Consider the following 14,928-nt stretch of genomic DNA (forward strand, 5'->3'; position numbering starts at 1 on the left):
GCGCCGCGCCGTCCACCGCCGCGACGACGTCCTCGCCGCGGGCGCTGCCGCGCACCATCGGGCCGCCAACCTGTGAACGGTCACAACCCGTGGTTGCCCGGTTCAGGCGCCGACCGGGCCGGCGGTCACCGAGGCGGCGCGGCGACGCTCTGCCGGGTGATCAGGGTCGGTGCGATGGTCTGCCGGAGCTCGCCGACCGCGCCGGATTCGAACTGCGCGAGCAGCAGGTCCAGGCTCGCCCGGGCCACCGCGGCGAAGTCCGGCCGGACGGTGGTCAGCGGCGGGATGAAGTACGCCGCCTCCGGCACGTCGTCGAAGCCCACCACACTGATCTCGTCCGGCACCTTGCGGCCGTACTCGTGCAGGGCCCGCAGCACGCCCAGCGCCAGGTGGTCGTTGGCCGTGAAGACCGCCGTCACCTCGGGCATCCGCGCCAGCATCTGCCCGCACCGGTAGCCCGAGGCCGCCGACCAGTCGGCCGGCACCAGCGGCGGCACCTCGGCGCCCGCGGCCTGCAACGCCTCCCGCCAGCCCTCGATCCGCCCGGCGCTGTCGAACCAGTCGGCGGGCCCCGACACGTGCCACACCGTGCGGTGGCCGGCCTCCAGCAGGTGCCGGGTGGCCTCCCGCGCACCCGCCACCTGGTCGACCGTCACCAGCGGCACCGGGCGGCCGGGGTCGCCGTCGACCGTCACCAGGGGGACGTCCTTCGGCAGGTGCTCCAGCGCCTCACCGGCCGACTCGACGGGCGCGATGACGACGATGCCCGCCACCCGGTGCGCCAGGTGCCGCTCGACCGCCTCGGAGATGGACACCTGGTCCAGGTCCCGGACACTGCCCACGCTGACCGCGAAGCCCTCCTCGGCGGCGGTCTGCTCCAGCGCCGCCAGCAACGACGCCGGGCCGTAGAGGGTGGTGTTCTGCGCGACCACGCCGATGACCTGCGAGCGGCCGGTCACCAGGGCGCGAGCGGCCCGGTTCGGCCGGTAGCCCAACTCGGCGATCGCCGCCTGCACCCGCAGCCGGGTCTGCTCGCGGACGTTGGGGTGCCCGTTCAGCACCCGCGACACGGTCTGGTGGGAGACCCCGGCAAGGCGGGCCACATCCGTCATCGCGGGACCCCGCACGGCACCCACCCTCCCCCGCCAAGCCCCCGACCGCGCCCGGCGGTCGACGCCGGAGCCGCGGGATGCGCCATCCGCCGCCCTGCGCTCACCCCGGCTGAGCATCCGGGGCGGCCCCGCGCAAGGCCAGCGCCAGTGTACGCCCGGACCGCGTTCCCACCCGCCGAGGCACGGCCCGCCCCGGTGGCCGACGCGGCGGGGGCGCGAGCGGGCGGGCTCGCCTCGCGCCGAGCCCGCCCGCTCCCGTTCCACGCATCCCGCCCCGCGGGCCCTCAGAAGGCCGCCCCGGGCCGGACCTGCGTCACTCCCCTAGCGCTGCAACGTCAGCACACCCGGGCGGTACGGCAGGAGGCCGTAGTCCCCGCCGGAGTTGGTGGCCCGGCCCTGGTACAGCAACTGCAGATTGCACGGGTCGACGGTCATGGTCTGATCGGGGTTGCTGCGCACGAGATCACCGTGGCTGATGTCGTTGGTCCAGGTGGCGCCGCTGTTGGCCTTGCCCGCGAAGGGATTGCCCTCGGTCGCCGCCTGCGGCGTCCACGAACCGCCCAGGCTGGTGGCCGTGAACGAGCGGAAGTAGCGCCCCTGCGAGCCGATCGCCTCGACGAGCATGAGGTACTGGTTCTGGCCCTGGACCTTGTAGACCTGGACCCCTTCGAAGAGGTTGTTGGTCGAGTCACTCATGATCGTGGTGTAGTTCGAGCCGAAGTTGCCCGGGAAGTTCCCGATCGGCATGCTGGCCCGGTAGATCTTGCCGTTGTCCCCGGCGAAGAACAGATACATGTTCTGGCTGTCACCGATGAGCGTCTGGTCGATCGGTCCCGTGCCGGAGCCGGAGATGCTTCCGGTGAAGAGGGTCTGCTGCGACGACCACCCGTTCACGTTGGTGGGGTCGCTGGACGTCCGGTAGGAGAACGCGGTCCCGCCCCACTGGTAGGCGAGCACCCAGATGTTCTTCGGGGCGAAGTAGAACAGCGTCGGCGCGACGGCGGAGAAGGGCATCGCGTTCTGGCCGGCCGAGGCCATGTCGGACCAGTTCGTGAACGGGCTGAAATTCATCGAGCCCCACGACGTTCCGGTGTCGTGCGTCGTGGCGTAGACGAGGTGCCGGCCGTTGTGCACGACGTTGGTGAAGTCCTTCAGCGAGACCCAACCCGACCTCGGGTTCGCCAGCACGCCCGTCGACGACCAGCGGTACGTCGACGGCAGAGTGCACGAGCCGCCCGGCGGCGGCGTGGTGGGGTTGCTCCCGCCGTCGACGCGGACGAGCTGCCACTGCTGGTTGCCGCCGTTCCAGTCGTCGTACTGCACGATGCTCCCGCCGTCGGCGGTCGAGGCGCCCTGCACCTCCACCACCTTGTTGCTGTTCCGGTTGATCAACCGGACGTAACCGCTGTCCGAGTCGGCCAGCCGGAACTGCTGGTTGGCCTGGTTGCCGTCGGACCACTGCACGATGTTGGCGCCGTTGGCGGTCGACCAGTTGTAGACGTCCAGCACCTTGCCGGACAGCCGCGACCGCAACCGGTAGTAGCCGCCGCCCGAGTCCACGAACTGCCACTGCTGCTGGTTGCCGTTGTTCCGGGTCCACTGCACGATGCGAGCACCGTCATTCGTGGCCAGGTTGTACACGTCCAGGGCCTTGCCGCTGTTGCGGTTGACCAACACGTACCACGCGCTCGTGTCGACCGTCGCCGCGGCGGCCGGTGTGGACAGCGCCACCGCGGCGGCACCGCCGACCACCACCGCTGCCACGCCGGCGGCGACCAGCCGCGGCAACCATCCACGCCGCCGCGACGGCGGCGCGATCGGGTGAGCCCTACCAAAGGCAGACATGATCCTCCTCCTGTGACCAAGAGCTGAACGGTCCGCCGACGATGGGCGTACCGCGACGAAGGGCGGGGGCGTACACGCCGGGCTGTCAGCGCTGACAGCTCGCCTGCGAGTGCCGGCCCGCCTGAACCAGGGTCGGACGGCGCGGGCCTGCCCGGTAAGCCACTGGCGTCGCCGCCCTTAGCCATCGACTGTGAGCGATAACATTCCGGTAGTCAAGTCGCCGTGTTTCGGAAACAGGTCGGTAATGTTGGCGCTAACATCCCGAGGCTCCTCGCGCGATCAGCACCACGGCACCGGGAGCCGTCGACAGAGCAGCCGCCGGTGCCCGGCACCCTCGTCGCACTGCGCGCGCTAGCTTTGCGCGGTGCGTGGGTATCGGATCGGCATCCTCGGGCGGACCGAGCTCAGCGTCGACGGGGTGGCCGTGCCGCTCGCCCCGCTGGAACGGGCCTTCGTCGCGAGCCTGGCGGCCCATCGTGGACGCATCGTCTCCGTCGAGCGTCTGATCGACGGCCTGTGGCCGGAGCACCCGCCCACCGGGGCGCGCAACCGGGTCCAGGCGATCGTCGCCTCGATCCGGCGCGCCACGACGCCGGAGCTGATCCTCACCAGCGCACCCGGCTACCAGCTGAACGCCGCGGTGGTCGTCGACGCCGCGGAGTTCGCCGCCGACCTGCAGGCCGCCACCACCGCCACCGACGCCCGACGCGCCGTGGAGCTGCTCGACCGGGCGCTGGCGCGGTGGCGCGACGACGCCTTCGTCGACGTCGGCGCGGCCCTGGTCGGCGTGGAGCGCGACCGGCTTCGTGAGCTGCGCGAGCACGCGGTCGAGGTGCGCGTCGACGCGCTGCTGTCGCTCGGCCTGCATCACGAACTCGTGCCGGAGCTGACCACGCTGGTGCGTGACCGGCCCCTGCGGGAGCGGTTGCGCGGCCAGCTCATGACGGCGCTGCACCGCAGCGGCCGGCAGGCGGAGGCGCTCGCCGTGTACCGGGCCGGGGCCCGGGTGCTCGCCGAGGAGCACGGCATCGACCCGGGGCCGGAGCTGCGGCAGCTGCACCGGGAGATCCTGGGCGCCGAGCAGGAGGCCTCCCGGCGAGCCTGGGTGCGGCCCAACCAGCTGCCCGGCGTCACCGGCGACTTCGTCGGGCGGGACAAGGAGCTCGGGCTGCTCCTGTCGCTGCTGGGACGCAACCCGCCGGCCACCGGGGCGGCCCAGGTCGTCGTGGTGACCGGCCTCGCGGGAACGGGCAAGACCACGCTGGCGCTGCGCGCGGCGCACGAGAGCCGCCACCGCTTTCCCGCCGGATGCCTGTACGCGGACCTGCGCGGCAACACGGCGGACCCGGCGCGGCCCGGCGCGGTGCTCGGCGCCTTCCTGCGCGCCCTCGGCGTGGCCGGTGCGGCCATCCCGGTCGCGGCCGAGGAACGCGCGGCGCTGTACCGGTCCGTGCTCGCCGACGAGCCCATGCTGGTGATGCTGGACAGTGCGGCGGATGCCGCGCAGGTGCGCCCCCTGCTGCCACCCGGCGGCAGCAGCGCGCTCATCACCAGCACGGCCGCGCTGCCCGGGCTCCCGGGCACCGCGGTCGTCCCGCTCGACGTGCTGCCGGTCGACGACGGCCTGGAGTTGCTGGCCGGGCTCGCCGGCGCCGAACGGATCAACCGGGAGGCCGCGGCGGCCGCCGACGTCGTGGAGCTGTGCGGTCGCCTGCCGCTGGCGTTGCGCATCGCCGGCGTGCGGTTGGCCGAGCGGGAGGCCATGACCGTGGCACGGCTGCGCGAGCGGCTGTGCGACGAGCGACGCCGCCTCGACGAACTGTCGCTCGACGGCCTCGACGTGCGCACGAGCTTCACCGTCGGGTTCGAGCGGCTGCCCCCGCCCGCCGCTCGGCTGCTCGCGGTGCTCAGCCGTACGACGCTGCGCAGCTTCGGAATGTGGGACGAGACCACCGAGCCGCTGCTGGAACAGCTGTGCCGGGCCCATCTGCTGACCGCCGAGCCGGGCGGGCGGGTACGGATGCACGACCTCGTCCGGCTGCACGCCCGCGAGCGCACCGACGTCACCACCCGGCAGGTGCTCGCCTGGTACGCACGGCTGCACGCGCACGCCGAACGTGCCGCGGCGGCACTGCCCTGCAAGGCCCTGCCCGGGGCGGACACGGACCCGGCGGTCGACGCCTGGGACGCCGTCGACTGGTTCGAGGCGGAACGGGAGAACCTGGTCGCGGCGGTGCGGGACCTGCTGGAGCTGGACGCGGCCGACCTGGCCGGACGCCTCGCCTGCACGATGGGCAACTTCGCGATGATGCGCAGCCAGCACCTGCCCGAGTACGTCGACTGCCTGCGCGGCGTGCTCGACCGCCACGCCGACCTGCCGGCGCCGACCCGGGCGGCGCTCCGGCTCCACCTGGGCACGGCCTACCGGATGCTGGACCGGCACGCCGAGGCCGTGCCGCTGCTGCGCGCCGCGCACCGGGACAGCGACGGGCCGCTGGTGGCGTACCGGCTCGTCGCGCTGCAGGGCTACTCGCTGTGCTGCCGTCAGCTCGGCCGCGTGCGGGAGGCGGACGCCGCGCTGCTGCTGATGGTGCGGCTGTGCGCGGCGCACTGGCCGGTCGGCCCGGTGGGCGGGCACGTGCTGCTGGCCCTCGGCATGCAGTACGGGCAGTACCAGCTCACCTCCCCGTTCGCCCACGCCGCCTGCGCCGCGGCCCTGCGGGTCTTCACCGACCACGGCGACCGGTGGGGCGAGGCGCTCGCGCTGGAGAGCATCGGGCTGCTGCACCGGCACGCCGAGCGGTGGCCAGAGGCCCTGGATCACCTGCGGCGGGCGGTGGCCGCGGCGGGCCGGCTGGGTGACCGGATGAGCGTGACCACCGCCGAACAGGCGCTGGCCGCGACGCACCTCGCCGCGGGCGACGGCGACTCGGCCCGACGGCTGCTGACCCGTACGGCGCCGGCGTTCCGCGAGATGCGCCACGCGTGGGGCGAGGCGATCTCCCGCCGGCTGCTCGGGAAGCTGCTGCTCGAAGAGGGGGACGCCGGTCAGGCGGTGATCGAGCTGGAGGGCTCGGTGGCGATGTTGCGCGGCATCGGGCAGCCGTTCCCGCTGGCGAACTCGCTGAGTCTGCTGGCCCGGGCGCACGACGCGGCGGGGCGCCCCGACCGGGCCGTCCCGCTCGGCGAGGAGGCGCTGCGGATCTTCGAGCACTTCGATGCCGCGTACGCCGATGACCTGCGCGGATGGCTGGCGTGCCGGCGGCCCGCAGCGGGTGCGCAGTAGAAGCGCAGGGCGGGCGCAGCGGCGACCGGCACAGTGACGGGCAACCACCCCTCACAAGGAGGTCTGCCCATGACCAGGATCATCAACCGAGTCGGCGACGCCATGCTCGCCAGGGTGCTCGGCCGCGAGGAGGCCGGGGCCTGCGTGCCGGAGAACGGCCAGGCGTGTGCGTGCGTCGCGTCCGACGGCTACTGCTCGGGCGGCGTCTACTTCCGCCGTTACCGGCAGGGCTACTACAACTGCACCGGCGCCTGCGTGACCTCGACGTCGCGCTCGCTCTGCTACGTCAAGAAGGCCGGCGTCTGCTGACCTGATCGTCCCCCGGGGGCCGCGCCCGCCGGCGCGGCCCCCGTCCCACCCCAGACTCGCCGAGGAGTTCCCATGCCGGGTTTCGCCTACGCCGCTCTCGCCGTCGTCGGCGCGATCGCCGTGCTCAACCTCGTCCTGACCCTGGCTCTGGCCCGGCGGCTGCGCGAGGCGCAGGCCGGCCACGCCCACGACGGCGAGCCCGTCCCCGAGGTGCTGCCCGCTGCGGGCCTGGCGGTCGGCGGCTTCGCGCACGCCGATCTGACCGCCGGCCGGCGCACGGTGGTCATGCTGACCCCGACCTGCCCGCCGTGCCAGACCCTCCTGGACGACCTCACCGCCGACGCGGACCGCTACCGCGCCGACACCCTCGTCCTCATGATCGGCACGCCGGAGGAGACCGCGGCGATGGCGCCACGCCTGACCGGCTTCGAGACGGCGACGATCTCCGAACGGCTCGCCGAGCGGGACTTCCAGGTGAAGGGCTTCCCCGCCGTGCTGTCGGTCGTCGACGGCGTCGTCGTCGACGCCGGTCACCAGCTGCCGGTCCTGGCCTGATCGTGGCCACGCTGCGTGCCGCCCTGCGGCTGGGTTGCGCCGACCCGAAGGCGCTCACCGCCATGGTCGCCCTCGTCCTCGTCGGCGCGGCGCCGCCGCTGGGCGTCGCGTGGTTCACGAAGCTCCTGTTCGACGAGGTCGGCCGGGGCCGCTCGGCCAGCCCGTCGACGGCGACCTGGTACGCCGTGGCGATCGCCGCCCTGGGAGCCCTGGCGGCGATCGCCAACCGCCTGTCCGGCTACTTCACCACGGCGCTGCAGCACGCCATCACGATCGCCGCCGAGGTACGGCTGTACCGGAAACTGAACAGCTTCCTCGGCCTCGGCCCCTTCGAGCAGCCGGCGCTGCGCGACCGGCTGGCCCTGGCTCAGCAGGCCGCCGACCAGACGCCGTACGTGGTCGTCATGTTCGCGGTCAACGTGGCCCAGAACGTCCTCACGGTGGGGGGCTTCGCCGCGATCCTGACGTCCCTCTGGCCGCCGGCCGGCCTGCTCCTGCTCGCCGTGGCCGTGCCCGAGTTCCTCATCCAGCTGCGGCTGTCCCGGCGGGCGGCGCGGGCCGTCGAGGACAGCGCCGGCCTGTTCCGGGCCCGGTTCCTGTTCCAGACCGTGCTGACCGACCTGCGCGCCGCCCGGGAGGTGCGCCTCTACCACCTCGGCCGGTTCTTCCACGACCGGCTCACGGGCGCGGTGCGGGCCGCCGCCCGGATCGAGCTGGCCGCCGCGCGGCACGCCACGGCGGTGCAGACCTGCTGGGCGCTGGCCGGTGTCGCCGCGACACTCGCCGCGACGGTGGTCGCCGTGAACGCCGCGGTCCGCGGCCGCCTCAGCCTCGGCGACCTCACCCTCCTGCTGGCCGCGCTCGCCGCGGCACACAGCGGCCTGGCCGGCATCGCCGGTCAGCTCGGCGAGGCCGGCACGGCCATGCGGCTGTTCCGGCACTACGTCGCCGTTCTCGACACTCCCGCCGACCTGGCCGACGGGACCCGGCCGGCGCCGCCGCTGCGCAGCGCCATCCGGTTCGAGGACGTCTGGTTCCGCTACGACGAGGACGGGCCCTGGATCCTCCGGGGCGTCGACCTCACCATCGAGGCCGGTGAGGCCGTCGGGCTCGTCGGGCTCAACGGGGCCGGCAAGAGCACCCTCGTGAAGCTGCTCTGCCGGTTCTACGACCCCGACCGCGGCCGGATCACGTGGGACGGCGTGGACCTGCGCGAGCTGCGGGTCGAGACGCTGCGCCGGCGGATGGGCGCGGTGTTCCAGGACTTCATGTGCTACGACCTGACCGCGGCGGAGAACGTCGGCATCGGCCGGCTGCCGCACACGCCGGAGCAGGTCGAGGAGGCCGCCACGCGCGCCGAGATCCACGACCGCCTCCGCGCCCTCCCCCACGGGTACGACACGCTGCTCAGCCGCACCTTCGCCGACCAGGACGGCGAGCCCGGTGTGACGCTCTCCGGCGGGCAGTGGCAGCGGGTCGCGCTCGCCCGGTCCCTGATGCGCGCCGACGCCGACCTGCTCGTCCTGGACGAGCCCAGCTCCGGTCTCGACGCCGACGCCGAGACCCGGGTGCACGACTCGCTGGCGCGGATCCGCCACGGCCGTACCGGGCTCCTGATCTCCCACCGGCTCAGCACCCTGCGCGACGCGCGTCGCATCGTCGTGCTGGACGGCGGGCGCGTCATCGAGTCGGGCGCGCACGACGAGCTGATGACGGCCGACGGCGAGTACGCGCGGCTGTTCCGCCTCCAGGCCGGCGGCTACCAGCTGGCGGCGTCATGACCGGCTGGCTGCGCCGCCGCTGGCGCCTGGTGGTCGTCCGCGGGCACAGCATGGCGCCGACGCTGCGGGACGGCGACCGGCTCATCGTCCGCGTCGGGCGGACACCGGCCGCCGGTGACCTCGTCGTCTTCCGGGCCCGGGACGTCGTCCCCGACGCGGAGCTGACGTGGATGGTCAAACGCGTGCACCGGATCGAGCCCGACGGCGCCGTGACGGTACGCGGTGACAACGCTCGCAGCCAGGACTCGCGGCACTTCGGAGCGGTGCCCCGCGCGGCGGTCCTCGGCGTGGCCAGATGGAGGCGATGACGTCGTGTACGTCGAGATCGGATGCCGGGTGCTGCTCGGCACGGTGCTGCTGGCGGCGGCGGCCGGCAAGGTGTCCGGCCGCGCCGCCTACCGCGAGTTCACGCGCTCGGTGCGCGACCTGGGCTACCGGCCGGCCGGCCCGCTCGCGGCGGCCGTGGTCGCCGCCGAGTTCGCCGCCGTCGTCCTGCTGGCGGTGTTCCCGCCGGCCGGTTTCCTCTGCGCGGCCGCCCTCCTGCTCGCCTTCACCGTGGCCGTCGCCACGAACCTGCGGCGCGGCGGCGGCACCTGCCGCTGTTTCGGCCGCACCGCCGCGCCGCTGGGCCGGCACCACGTGTGGCGCAACCTCGCCCTCATCGGCTGCGCCGTCGCCGGCGCGCTCGCTCCGGCCGGACCGGTCCGCCCGGGCGGAGCGATCCTGGCCGCCGCCGTCGCGCTGCTCGCCGGCGTGCTGGTCGTCATGCTGGACGACCTGCGCTACCTGTTCGGCGGGTCCGCCCGGGCGTGAGCCCGGGCGGGCGATCCGCGCGGTGACGGCGGGTCACGAGTACATGAGATGCAGGGTCATCCCGGCGTCGGCGTGCGCCAGGTTGTGGCAGTGGTTCGCCCACACCCCCGGGTTGTCGGCCCGGAACGCGACCTTCCAGACGTCGCCGGGGCGCACGTCGAACGAGTCCAGCCACAACGGACTCCCCGTGGCCGGCTGCCCGTTGCGGGACAGCACCAGCACGTGATGCCCGTGCAGGTGCCACGGATGCACGTACTGCGCGCGGTTCACGATCGTGAACGCCACGACGTCGCCGGTGCGGACGACCTGCGGCGGGATGTCCGGGTCGGCCGCGCCGTTGACGGTGTGGGCGTAGCGGGGCAGCAGGCCGCGCAGGTCGAGGCCGCGGTCGAGGACGAGGGTGAACTCCTTGTCGAACCGGGACCACGGGGCCGGTGCGCCGGTGCCGTAGGTGAGCGGATCCAGCACCGGCCACCGGTCGGTCGCCGCCGGCACCGGCCCGGTCGACCAGACCGCCCGCCCGTCGACGAGCAGCGCCACCGGCGTGGCGGGTGCCGTGAACACCAGGTCGTAGCGCCCCCCGGCCGGGATCAGCACGGCGGTGTCCGCGATCGGTGTCGGGCCCCGCAGGTCGCCTCCGTCGATCGCGGCGACCCGGAACGGCGTCCCGGCCAGCGCGTACCGGTGGGTGGTGCTGTCGGTGTTGACCAGCCGCAGCCGCACGGGCGCACCGGCCGCGACCGGTTCCGTGCGCGGCGCGGGCAGCGGCAGGCCGGACAGGGTGTGCACGGGCACCGTGACGTCGACGCCGGCCACCGGCGCCGGATGCACCACGAGCATCCCGTAGAGGCCCTTCCGCACGCCGACGTCGGACACGGCATGGGTGTGGTACCAGTACGTCCCGGCCTGGTCGGCCCGGAACCGGTAGACGAACTCCTGTCCGGGCAGCACCGCCTCCTGCGTCACGCCGGGCACCCCGTCCTGGCCGTTCGGCACGTCGTACCCGTGCCAGTGCAGCGTGACGCCGCGTTCGATGTCCCGGTTGCGCAGCGTCACCTCCAGCACGTCGCCGACCGTGGCGGTCAGCTCCGGGCCGGGAACCTGCCCGTTGAACGCCCACGCCGCGACGTCACGGCCGCCCAGACGCACCGTGGCGGCAGCCGCCGTCAGGGTGAACCGCCGGGTCGGTTCGCCCACCGTCCGCACCTCCCCCGCTCCATGATCATGGGGTACGCCGGGAGCGGCGCCCGGTGCGGCGGCCAGCCCGGTTCCGGTCACCAGCGCCGCGGCCGCCGTCGCGAGGGCGGCCCGGGACACCGCCCCGGACGGGCGCGCGGCGAGGACCCGCCAGGAGACCGCGGTCGCCGCGAGGACACCGGCGAGGGTGAGGAGGCCCGTGCCCGCCGACGCCGGATAGCCGTGCAGGACCGTCACGAGCAGGGCGCCACCGGAGGCGTACCCCGCGAAGAGGAGCGGGACCGCGACGGCGCGGATGTCGCGCCCGGCGCGCAGCAGCCGCGACCCGGCGACGACCACCCCCGCGAGCGAGAGCGGTGCGGCGATGAGGACCTTCTCCGCCGCGAACCACCAGCCGGCGCGGGTCAGCGCGGTGATCGTGATCCCGCGGGCGAGGGTGGTGAGCAGCGCGACGGCGGCCAGCCCGAGGACGAGCGGGCGGCGCCGGGCGGCCGAGGCCGCCCCGGCACCCAGCCATCCGGCGGCCGTGAGGACCGCGAGCACGAGGTCGGCCGCGAGCACCGAGCCCGTCGTCACGCCGGCTCCGCTTCCCGGACGGTCACGGGGGCGGCGGCGGCCGGCGCCGGCCGGGCCAGCTCGCGGGCCGCCCGCACCACGCCGAGCACGACGTGCACCGCCACGATCCCGTTGACCGCGTGCAGCCCGGCGATGATGAGACCGAACGGGGTGCTGGCGCCCGCGGCGTCGGTGGCCGCGTTCGCGAGCATGGCGAGGAGCGCCTGTCCGACGACGAGGGCGAGCGGCAGGGCCGCCATCCCGACGAGCCGGCCCGGCGCCTTCGCGAGCACGGCGAGCAGGATGGTGAGCAGGGTGAGTGCGGGGATGACGGCGCTGCCGGTGACGCGGTGCAGGGCGAACGCGCCGTCGCCCGCGGGTTTCGTGAAGGCGCCCACGGCGGCGAAGACGAACTGCAGGGCGAACGCGACGAGCGACAGGGTGCTGACGATGACGAGGGCCTTGCGCATGGCGATCTCCTAGAGACGGGACGGGGTCAGGGCCTGGGCGACGTGGTCGGTGGCCGCGATGGCGCCGTAGGCGACCAGCCGCACCAGGTCGGCGTCGGCCGGGTGGGAGAGCCGCCAGAGGGCGACGTCGCCCGGGCGGATCGCGCTGGGTGCGAACGCCGCCAGCAGCGCGATCCGCGTCCCGACCCGGTCCGCGCCGGGCAGGTCCCGGATCAGTTCGGCGGCCCAGTCCGCGGGCCGCTCCGGGTGCCGTCCGTCCTCCCAGCGCACGGTGGCCGTGACGGTGTTGCGGGCCAGGTCGCCCAGCAGGTCGCCGCCGCGCAGCGCGGCGTCCCGCAACGCCACGTAGGCGACGCCGACCGGGCTGTCCCCCGCCCAGGCGGGCGGCGCGACCGTGCCGGTGCCGAGCAGCGGCAGGCTGCGGCCCGGCTCCTTCCGCTCCCGGGCCGCCCGGGCGTAGAGGCGGCCCCCGACCGACCGCACCACGGGCGCGCGCTGCAGGCCACCGGGCAGCAGGTCCGGGTCGAGAAGCGCCGAGACGACGCGGTTGATGAAGTGGAAGGCGAGCAGGGTGCCGGTGACCTCGGGCCCGTACGGGCTGTCCCAGTCGGCGGCCACGGGGCTGCGGCTGGCCTCGGCCCAGGCGGTGAGCTCGGCATGGCCCGGGTCCGCCGGCGTGCCGCCCCGGGCGACGACCTCGGCCAGCTCGTGCTCGCCGAGGGCGTGCAGCAGCATCACGTGGGCGTCGACGCAGAACCGGCAGCGGTTGGCCCCGGACACCGCCGACGCGACCAGCTCGCGGTCCACCCGGGACGCGTCCCCGGCGAGCAGCGCCTCGCGCATCAGCGCCCAGGTCGCGGCCAGCACCTCCGGCACGGCCGAGAGCGCCTGCAAGGTGGGCACCGGCCCGAGGAAATCGGCCCGCGCCTGCCGGTAGACCTCCGCGGTGCGCCCGGTCGCCGACCGGGCGGGAACGGGAGTGAAGAAGCGGTATGTCATGGGCTCGATGCTCGTCGCGGCGGTCCGGGAAAGCGTCGTGCCACCGCAGGCACCTGCCCAGCGCCCATACCGCGTCCGCAGTACGTCCCGGCTACCGCGGACGGGGGATGCTGCCGCACCGGCGGCCGTTCTACAGTCCGATCATGCGCCGCGACATGCCGTACGCCCTCGGCGGCCTCGCCCTCGGCGGCCTCCTCCTCGCCAACGCCGCGATCGCGCCGGACGCCGCACCGGTACGACCGGTCGACGTCGCCCTGGTCCTCGCCACGGCGGCGGCCCTGGCGGTGTGCCGGCGGTACCCGGTGGTGGCGTTGGCCGTGGTGACCGCCACCATGCTGGCCCTCCACGTCCGCGTGCACGCCGGGGTGTCCGCCGCGTTCCCCGTCCTCGCCACCGTCTACGTCGCCGCGTGGCGGGGGCACCGGGCGGTCTCCGCCCTGGCGAGTGTCGTCTTCCTCGGCGGCTTCCTGGCCCGCGACATCTCGGTCGCGCCCGCCGGCCGGCCCGGCCAGCAGATCGTCGAGCGGTCCGCCCTGCTGCTGGGCTGGTTCTTCGCGGCCAACGTGGCCGGGCTCGTGGCGCGGCAGCGCCGCGCGTACCTGGAACAGGTCGAGCAGCGGGCGATCGAGGCCGAACGCACCCGCGAGGAGATGGCGTTGCGCCGCGCCGGGGAGGAGCGCCTGCGCATCGCCCGGGACCTGCACGACTCGCTGACGCACAGCATTTCTGTCATCAAGGTGCAGGCCGGGATCGCCGTGCACCTGGCCCGCAAGCAGGGCGAGGAACCGTCGGACGTGCTGCTGGCGATCCAGGAGGCGAGCGGCGCCGCCATGCGGGAGCTGCGGGCCACCCTGGCCGTCCTGCGCGCACCCTCCGACTCCGACGGCGTCGGCCTGGCCCGGCTGGGCGAGCTCGCCGAGCGGACCCGGGCGGCCGGCGTGCCCGTGGACGTGACCGTCACCGGTCAACCCCGGGACCTGCCCGAGGAGGTCGACCAGGCCGGCTACCGCGTCGTCCAGGAGGCCCTGACCAACGTGGCCCGGCACGCCGGTCCCGCCACGGCGCAGATCCACGTCGCGTACGACCCGGCGCAGCTGACCGTGTCGGTGACCGACGACGGTCAGGCGTCGTCGGTCCGGCCGGTGACGCCGGGCGTGGGCCTGCGCGGCATGCGGGAACGGGTCACCGGGCTGGGCGGCGCGCTGCACGCCGCCGCCCGCGACGGCGGCGGGTTCGCGGTACGGGCCACGTTCCCGCTGGACGGCGCGGCATGACCGCGCGCTTGCGCGACGTCCCGGCAGCTCAGGGCGGCACGGCATGACCCGGGTGGTCATCGCCGACGACCAGGCGCTCATGCGGGCCGGGTTCCGCGCCCTGCTCGACGCCGAGGACGACCTCGAGGTCGTCGGCGAGGCCACCGACGGCGCCTCCGCCGTCGAGCTGGCGCGACGCCTGCGGCCGGACGTCGTGCTGATGGACGTGCAGATGCCGGGGCTCGACGGCATCGAAGCCACCCGTCGGGTCGCCGCCGACCCCGACCTCGCCACGGTCCGCGTCCTCATCCTCACCAACTACGGGCTCGACTCCTACGTCTTCGCCGCGCTCCGCGCGGGCGCCAGCGGGTTCCTCCTCAAGGACGCCGATCCCGCCGACCTGCTGCGGGCCGTCGCCGTCGTGGCGCGCGGCGACGCGCTCCTCGCCCCGGTGGTCACGCGCACGCTCATCAGCGAGTTCGTCGCCGGGCCGCCGCCGGCCGACCCGGCGGCCGGGCGCGACGTGCTGACCGCACGCGAGCAGGAGATGGTCGAGCTCGTCGCGCGGGGGCTGAGCAACGACGAGATCGCCGAACGCCTGGTCATCAGCCCGCTGACCGCGAAGACCCACGTCAACCGGGCGATGATGAAGCTGCACTGCCGCGACCGCGCCCAACTGGTCGTGTGGGCGTACGAGTCGGGGCTGGTCACACCGCGTCGCCGCTGACCGAGCCCTTCCCGGGCCATGCGTCC

General features: G+C 74.6%; 13 protein-coding genes. 8 read left to right on the forward strand and 5 right to left on the reverse strand.

Annotated elements, in window-relative coordinates; translation table 11 throughout:
• Positions 1-125: 125 nt before the first annotated feature.
• Both GA0070214_RS04605 and GA0070214_RS04610 read right to left on the reverse strand, forming a co-directional pair.
• Entirely contained in the window at positions 126-1,112 is a 987-nt protein-coding gene (locus tag GA0070214_RS04605) for a LacI family DNA-binding transcriptional regulator (protein ID WP_208602634.1), read from the reverse strand.
• Positions 1,113-1,433: 321 nt separating this feature from the next.
• Positions 1,434-2,957: a non-reducing end alpha-L-arabinofuranosidase family hydrolase gene (locus tag GA0070214_RS04610; RefSeq protein ID WP_091259288.1), complete on the reverse strand. Its 1,524-nt coding sequence runs from the start codon at positions 2,955-2,957 to the stop codon at positions 1,434-1,436.
• Positions 2,958-3,321: 364 nt separating this feature from the next.
• On the opposite strand from GA0070214_RS04610, the gene GA0070214_RS04615 reads away from it, so the two are divergent.
• From GA0070214_RS04615 to GA0070214_RS04640, 6 genes are all read left to right on the forward strand, one after another.
• A complete protein-coding gene (locus GA0070214_RS04615) occupies positions 3,322-6,243 on the forward strand; it encodes an AfsR/SARP family transcriptional regulator (protein ID WP_091259290.1) in 2,922 nt (973 codons plus the stop codon).
• A 69-nt stretch (positions 6,244-6,312) separates the two neighbouring features.
• Positions 6,313-6,552, forward strand: a complete 240-nt coding sequence (locus GA0070214_RS04620; RefSeq protein ID WP_091259292.1) for a hypothetical protein — start codon at positions 6,313-6,315, stop codon at positions 6,550-6,552.
• A gap of 72 nt (positions 6,553-6,624) precedes the next feature.
• Entirely contained in the window at positions 6,625-7,107 is a 483-nt protein-coding gene (locus GA0070214_RS04625; protein WP_091259294.1) for a thioredoxin domain-containing protein, read from the forward strand.
• Positions 7,108-7,109: 2 nt separating this feature from the next.
• Positions 7,110-8,888 (forward strand): ABC transporter ATP-binding protein, encoded by a 1,779-nt coding sequence (locus GA0070214_RS04630; RefSeq protein WP_091259296.1) that lies wholly within the window; start codon positions 7,110-7,112, stop codon positions 8,886-8,888.
• Entirely contained in the window at positions 8,885-9,196 is a 312-nt protein-coding gene (locus GA0070214_RS04635; protein ID WP_091259298.1) for a S24/S26 family peptidase, read from the forward strand. The genes GA0070214_RS04630 and GA0070214_RS04635 overlap by 4 nt, the downstream gene beginning before the upstream one ends.
• 4 nt (positions 9,197-9,200) lie before the next feature.
• Positions 9,201-9,701 carry a MauE/DoxX family redox-associated membrane protein gene (locus GA0070214_RS04640; RefSeq protein WP_167364192.1) on the forward strand — a complete coding sequence of 167 codons (501 nt, stop codon included), beginning with the start codon at positions 9,201-9,203 and terminating at the stop codon, positions 9,699-9,701.
• A 33-nt stretch (positions 9,702-9,734) separates the two neighbouring features.
• Here the strand turns inward: GA0070214_RS04640 and GA0070214_RS04645 are convergent, their stop codons facing one another.
• Genes GA0070214_RS04645 through GA0070214_RS04655 form a run of 3 tightly spaced genes read right to left on the reverse strand, consistent with a single transcriptional unit; the run spans position 9,735 to position 12,922 of the window.
• Positions 9,735-11,474: a multicopper oxidase family protein gene (locus tag GA0070214_RS04645; protein ID WP_091259302.1), complete on the reverse strand. Its 1,740-nt coding sequence runs from the start codon at positions 11,472-11,474 to the stop codon at positions 9,735-9,737.
• Entirely contained in the window at positions 11,471-11,923 is a 453-nt protein-coding gene (locus GA0070214_RS04650; protein ID WP_091259304.1) for a DUF6220 domain-containing protein, read from the reverse strand. Before GA0070214_RS04650 ends, GA0070214_RS04645 begins: the two co-directional genes overlap by 4 nt.
• Before the next feature lie 9 nt (positions 11,924-11,932).
• Entirely contained in the window at positions 11,933-12,922 is a 990-nt protein-coding gene (locus tag GA0070214_RS04655) for a carboxymuconolactone decarboxylase family protein (protein ID WP_091259306.1), read from the reverse strand.
• Between the two features lie 143 nt (positions 12,923-13,065).
• On the opposite strand from GA0070214_RS04655, the gene GA0070214_RS04660 reads away from it, so the two are divergent.
• Both GA0070214_RS04660 and GA0070214_RS04665 read left to right on the forward strand, forming a co-directional pair.
• Positions 13,066-14,196: a sensor histidine kinase gene (locus tag GA0070214_RS04660; protein WP_244167542.1), complete on the forward strand. Its 1,131-nt coding sequence runs from the start codon at positions 13,066-13,068 to the stop codon at positions 14,194-14,196.
• A gap of 43 nt (positions 14,197-14,239) precedes the next feature.
• Positions 14,240-14,902 (forward strand): response regulator, encoded by a 663-nt coding sequence (locus GA0070214_RS04665; RefSeq protein ID WP_091259310.1) that lies wholly within the window; start codon positions 14,240-14,242, stop codon positions 14,900-14,902.
• Positions 14,903-14,928: the final 26 nt, after the last annotated feature.

The organism is Micromonospora chaiyaphumensis, from assembly GCF_900091435.1.
Taxonomy (GTDB): domain Bacteria; phylum Actinomycetota; class Actinomycetes; order Mycobacteriales; family Micromonosporaceae; genus Micromonospora; species Micromonospora chaiyaphumensis.

Bases quoted from the DNA above. Each gene is read 5' to 3' on its own strand.
- GA0070214_RS04610 (WP_091259288.1), bottom strand. From the start codon at position 2,957: ATGTCTGCCTTTGGTAGGGCTCACCCGATCGCGCCGCCGTCGCGGCGG.
- GA0070214_RS04635 (WP_091259298.1), top strand. From the start codon at position 8,885: ATGACCGGCTGGCTGCGCCGCCGCTGGCGCCTGGTGGTCGTCCGCGGG.
- GA0070214_RS04660 (WP_244167542.1), top strand. From the start codon at position 13,066: ATGCGCCGCGACATGCCGTACGCCCTCGGCGGCCTCGCCCTCGGCGGC.
- GA0070214_RS04625 (WP_091259294.1), top strand. From the start codon at position 6,625: ATGCCGGGTTTCGCCTACGCCGCTCTCGCCGTCGTCGGCGCGATCGCC.
- GA0070214_RS04665 (WP_091259310.1), top strand. From the start codon at position 14,240: ATGACCCGGGTGGTCATCGCCGACGACCAGGCGCTCATGCGGGCCGGG.
- GA0070214_RS04620 (WP_091259292.1), top strand. From the start codon at position 6,313: ATGACCAGGATCATCAACCGAGTCGGCGACGCCATGCTCGCCAGGGTG.
- GA0070214_RS04655 (WP_091259306.1), bottom strand. From the start codon at position 12,922: ATGACATACCGCTTCTTCACTCCCGTTCCCGCCCGGTCGGCGACCGGG.
- GA0070214_RS04605 (WP_208602634.1), bottom strand. From the start codon at position 1,112: ATGACGGATGTGGCCCGCCTTGCCGGGGTCTCCCACCAGACCGTGTCG.
- GA0070214_RS04650 (WP_091259304.1), bottom strand. From the start codon at position 11,923: ATGCGCAAGGCCCTCGTCATCGTCAGCACCCTGTCGCTCGTCGCGTTC.